This window comes from Flectobacillus sp. (genome assembly GCF_049240685.1).
Taxonomy (GTDB): domain Bacteria; phylum Bacteroidota; class Bacteroidia; order Cytophagales; family Spirosomataceae; genus Flectobacillus.
Genome location: NZ_JBMLSD010000447.1, coordinates 4011 through 8916, shown reverse-complemented (window position 1 = coordinate 8916; position 4906 = coordinate 4011). Strand labels below are relative to the sequence as shown.

The 4906-nt window shown below is 37.4% G+C and carries 4 protein-coding genes; 3 read left to right on the top strand and 1 reads right to left on the bottom strand.

Going from position 1 to position 4906, the window contains the following annotated elements; all coding sequences use genetic code 11:
• The first annotated feature begins 82 nt into the window (after window positions 1-82).
• From ACOVQ4_RS20625 to ACOVQ4_RS20615, 3 genes are all read left to right on the top strand, one after another.
• Window positions 83-367 carry a putative quinol monooxygenase gene (locus tag ACOVQ4_RS20625; RefSeq protein WP_421822494.1) on the top strand — a complete coding sequence of 95 codons (285 nt, stop codon included), beginning with the start codon at window positions 83-85 and terminating at the stop codon, window positions 365-367.
• 439 nt (window positions 368-806) lie between these two features.
• Window positions 807-2063, top strand: a complete 1257-nt coding sequence (locus ACOVQ4_RS20620; protein ID WP_421822493.1) for a serine hydrolase domain-containing protein — start codon at window positions 807-809, stop codon at window positions 2061-2063.
• 99 nt (window positions 2064-2162) lie between these two features.
• Window positions 2163-2870 (top strand): SDR family oxidoreductase, encoded by a 708-nt coding sequence (locus tag ACOVQ4_RS20615; protein WP_421822492.1) that lies wholly within the window; start codon window positions 2163-2165, stop codon window positions 2868-2870.
• Window positions 2871-3173: 303 nt separating this feature from the next.
• On the opposite strand, the gene ACOVQ4_RS20610 is transcribed toward ACOVQ4_RS20615, so the two are convergent.
• Window positions 3174-4847, bottom strand: a complete 1674-nt coding sequence (locus tag ACOVQ4_RS20610; RefSeq protein WP_421822491.1) for a hypothetical protein — start codon at window positions 4845-4847, stop codon at window positions 3174-3176.
• Window positions 4848-4906 lie beyond the last annotated feature (59 nt).

Below are 4906 nucleotides of genomic sequence, written 5' to 3'. Positions count from 1 at the left end.
ACTTTTAAGCATTTGGCTTAGGGCATAAAGCTTAAAGCCTACAGCATAGAATTACAATTTTACTAAAAAAACAAACCAACGTATGTTAACTGTTATCGCAAAAATTACTGCACAAGCAGATAAAGAAGAAATTGCTAAACAAGCTTTATTAGGACTTATCCCTCCTACAATTGCAGAAGAAGGATGTATCGATTACGTATTGCACCAATCCAATGAAGATGCTACCGTTTTCTATTTTTATGAAAACTGGGAAAGTCAAGAGCATTTAGATAAACACTTGTCTAATAACCATTTAGTAGAATTTGGCAAAACTTCTGGAGAGTTTTTGGCAGGCCCAGCCGAGCTAATTTTGGCTACAAAATTATAATTCAATGGTCAAAGAAATTCTCTCTTTGACCAGATTACCTCTAGGTAGCCAATCATTAAAATCAAGTACATAGGTATCGATGCAAAATAAGATCTATGCTATGTGTCGAGGCATTAGGCAACAGGTACTAGGCAAAGAGTTTTAACTTGTTTTTAATAACGAAAGACATGCTTTTCCCAAAGCCCACCGCCGAAAGCCGCTACCTGAAAGCCTAAATCACAAAAATTAAATTTTATTGTGCGCACTAACTTAAGTATTAACGCAAAATAAAATTTAATTTTTGAGCATTCGGCTTTCAGCTTTGAGCCTTCGGCAAATATATATCTATCGTTACTAAAAAACATTTTAACACTCTTTGCCTTGTGCCTGTTGCCTTATGCCTAATATACAAAAATTAAATCTTATTTTGCGCACTAACTTAATCTCTCAATACTATAACATGAAAAAGCTCTTATTTTTTTACCTATTCCTCTTTACCAATACTGTATTTGCTCAAAAACCTCAACAATTTATATTGGGTGTTGCTCCCGAAAAAGTAGGAATGTCATCCGAGCGACTGAATAGAATAGAGCAATTACTCAATCGCAAAATCGCCGAGAAGCGCATTCCAGGTGCAGTTGTATTGGCAGCACGTCATGGGCAATTGGTATTACATAAAGCCTACGGTATGAATGATATTGAAGCGAAGAAAGTCCAAAAAACTGACGATATTTTTCGTATCATGTCTATGTCAAAAGCCGTTACTTCAGTAGCTGTTATGATGCTTTATGAAGAAGGCTTATTTAGCTTAGACGACCCTATTGCCAAGTATATTCCTGCTTTTAAAAATGGGCAAATCGTTGACCAAATCAATCCGCAGGATAGCACATATACCTCACATCCTGCCAAAAAAGAAATTACCATTCGACATTTATTGAGCCATACGGCTGGTATTCCTTATCAAAATGCATTGTACGGTAAGGCTAAAATTCCCTATTATTTTTCTACTCAAAACGAAACGATTGCCGAAACAATGAATCGTTTAGGAGCATTACCTAAGTTTCATGAGCCAGGCGAAAAATTCACTTATGGACTCAATACCGATGTTTTGGGCTATTTTGTAGAAGTCATTTCAGGAATGCCATTTGACCAATTTCTCAAGAAAAAAATATTCGAGCCACTAGGCATGAACGATACTGGTTTTTATATAGATGATACCAAGAAAAATCGACTGGTGACAGTTTATGAAGAAATTGGAAAAGAAAAAGGTATCACCCCAAAGCCTCGCTCACCATGGACGGATTATCCTATTTCGGGTGAAAGAAAATACTTTTCTGGCGGTGCGGGTTTGACTTCTACGGCTTTGGATTATGCCAAACTTTGCCAAATGCTATTGAATGGAGGTACTTTCAACAAGGTTCGTTTGTTGAGTCGTAAAACGGTAGAATTGATGACAACCAACCAAATTGGTGAACTCAATATTAGAGACAATACCAATAAATTTGGTTTAGGATTTGAGATTTATACCGAAAAAGGAAAGGCTATTATCCCTAGTTCAGTTGGGGCTTTTGAATGGGGCGGTATGTATTATACCCATTACACCATCGACCCCAAGGAGGATTTATTGCTAGTGGTCATGTTTCAAGTTTGGCCGAAAAAAGATGGTGGAATCGAAAAACAGGTACAACAAATGATTTACCAATCGATTATTGACTAAACTATTTTGTCAAAATATCAGTTCTAAAAGGGTTATCACACAAGTTTTTGGGGCTTTTTATAAGAAAAAATATCCCCAAAATTATATCCCAACAAAATTATGTCTGAAATCAAAACTGCATTTATTACAGGTGGTTCGAAAGGTATTGGCTATGGAATCGCTGAGGTATTAATCAAAGAGGGCATCAAAGTTGCCATCACAAGTCGCTCGTTGGCAAGCGCCGAAGAAGCCGCTGCCAAACTAAACGAAATCAAAGAAGGTTATGCGTTGGGCTTGGAGTCGGATGTAAGAAGCCTTGCTTCACAAGAAGCCGCAGTTGCTAAAGTATTACAAGCTTGGGGGAGAATCGACTATGTAGTTGCCAATGCTGGTGTGGGTCACTTTGCTCCTGTGCAAGACATGACCGAGGAACAATGGCAAGAAACAATTGATATTAATTTGACTGGCGTTTTCTTCACAACAAAAGCTACACTTGAAGCACTAAAAGCTACACAAGGATATTTTATCTCTATTTCGAGTTTGGCTGGTACCAATTTCTTTGCTAAAGGAACGGCCTACAATGCCAGCAAATTTGGTTTAGTAGGATTCACGCAGGCACTTATGATGGACGTCCGTAGCGAAGGTATCAAGGTCACTACCATCATGCCAGGTTCGGTAGCAACCTATTTCAATGGTCACACACCCAACGAACAAGATGCGTGGAAAATTCAACCCGAAGATATTGGTCAAATCGTTGCTGACCTTATCAAACTTCCAGCACGCACTTTACCAAGTAAAATCGAAGTAAGACCAACGTCACCAAAGTAATTGTGAGTTGTGAATGATGAATTGTGAATCAGGAGTGTACGAAAGATTTCCAATAATTGCGGATTTGGGATTTCTGATTTCGGAAATAAAGTAAAATATCTCTATTTTTTATAAAACATAGAAGATTACACTTCCGAAATCCCACATCCGATATCCGAAATAGACATTTTTAGAATTCCTTCGTACAGTTCTGATTGTGAATTGTGAATGGTGAATTTTGAGAAATCAAGAAAATGAACAAAATATCCTCGTCTAAAATCAAATACCCTAAGTTATAAGCAAGGGCGATTCACAATTCACCATTTACCAATTCGTCTCCACGGCTTTTCTTTTATCAGCCTCGATTGAAATACTTTGCTGGGTGTTCAGAATACGTTTTTGAGTGTCCTCAATCGACAAAATGGCTAATTTATACGTTCCTGCTTCAAATTCGAAGGTTGGAATCTGATTTTCGAAATATGGGCCAAATACAGCATGCCCTCCCACCAATAATCTTACTCCAGCTTTTACCGAACGAAGCGGAAATACATACACTCGCTTTTCTGATTTTGCAATTAAGTACACCCCATTGTCAGGGTCGAGCCAAGGAAAATAAAAATCTCCAACACCACGAATTAACACATTCCCGTCCTGCACTTTGGCTTCCTCCAATTTTATCTGAGGCTCATGGTTAAAATCGTTGGTTAACAGAATAGGTGTCAAGCTGTCGAAAACCGTAGCAGGATTATCGTATTTAAACTGCTTGGGATGATTAGACTTACCTGATAAATCTTCGTAAGTCCAATTGAACATGCTACAAATCAAGCCTTTGTAATGGTAATCAATTTGAGAAATACTTTGCCAAAAACCATTGAAAAAACAAAGAATAGAAAAAGGTAGGGCAAATAAAAACATTCGCCAACGCTGCTTTTCTTCCAATACGCGAAGCAACCAAGCATAGATTGTAATCACAAACAGCAAACTGTAAATCTTGTAACGACTCGTCAAAATTGTTGGCATTCCATAGCCCACAACCCTAGTCCAAGCAACAATAAAGGCTGAGAGAATAATCAATAAAATAGTTGCCAACACAAAAACTGGCCAGTTTTTTGGTGTGGAATACTGTTTAAGTTTAAAATCAAAAGGGATATTTCTTACCACGCAGATTAGCGATAACACTAGCAGTAATCCTCCCAACAAGATTGCCTTTATGCTTCGAATATGAATAGGAGTATCCATAGCAACATCTGCTGCACTTCCTGTAAAAGAAATAAAGGCAAGAATTACCTTTTTCAAATCACTCAAAGTTGCTGTTGGGGTTGCTGGAGGTTTTTGATAGCTCGCAAAATAGAGATAGGCCAAGAGCGCACCAACAATAACCAATATTCCCAAACTTTTCCATTGTTGCTTCAAAACCAAAAACCCTCCCATAATGGCCAAGGTCACGAATCCATTCCCACTAGTAAATACGGCAATAGATACCAACACTAACGCACTTAGGAGCCTTTCTTCCTCTACTTCCCAAAATGCCCAAAGACTCAGGAATACAATTCCAAAGTTTTGGATAGAAGCCATTCCCCAATAGGTATTTTCTTGGTTAATAGAGGTCAATAAGATCCAAGGAAGAGGGATGAAGTACAAAAATGATATCTTATTTTTCTTAAAAAAAGCAGCAAATATTCCTAAAACGCCTACAAGCAAAATATTACCGAACCACATCAACCATTTGTAATTAATACTACCATAAATCCAATAAGTTAGCAAAAACCAAATTCGTGTGAGTCCAATACGGTGTTCGTTATGCTGGGCAAAAATACTAGCCAACTTTTCTGTCCAAGTTGTACTTTCCTGATATTTTACAAGAAAACCTTTTAGTCCATGGTCGTCGACATACGGAATATTGATACCATAAAGCTCAATCAATAGGAAATACAGTAGAATGGGTAAAATGAGTAAACCCCAAAACCAAAACTTCGACAGGATTTTTTGTTCTTTCACTATCTATAAATTTTAATATTTTGAAAATGCTTTCTAAGTATGAGTGATGAATTGTGAAT

Coding starts and splice junctions, on each gene's coding strand:
- ACOVQ4_RS20625 (WP_421822494.1), top strand. CDS start 83: ATGTTAACTGTTATCGCAAAAATTACTGCACAAGCAGATAAAGAAGAA.
- ACOVQ4_RS20620 (WP_421822493.1), top strand. CDS start 807: ATGAAAAAGCTCTTATTTTTTTACCTATTCCTCTTTACCAATACTGTA.
- ACOVQ4_RS20615 (WP_421822492.1), top strand. CDS start 2,163: ATGTCTGAAATCAAAACTGCATTTATTACAGGTGGTTCGAAAGGTATT.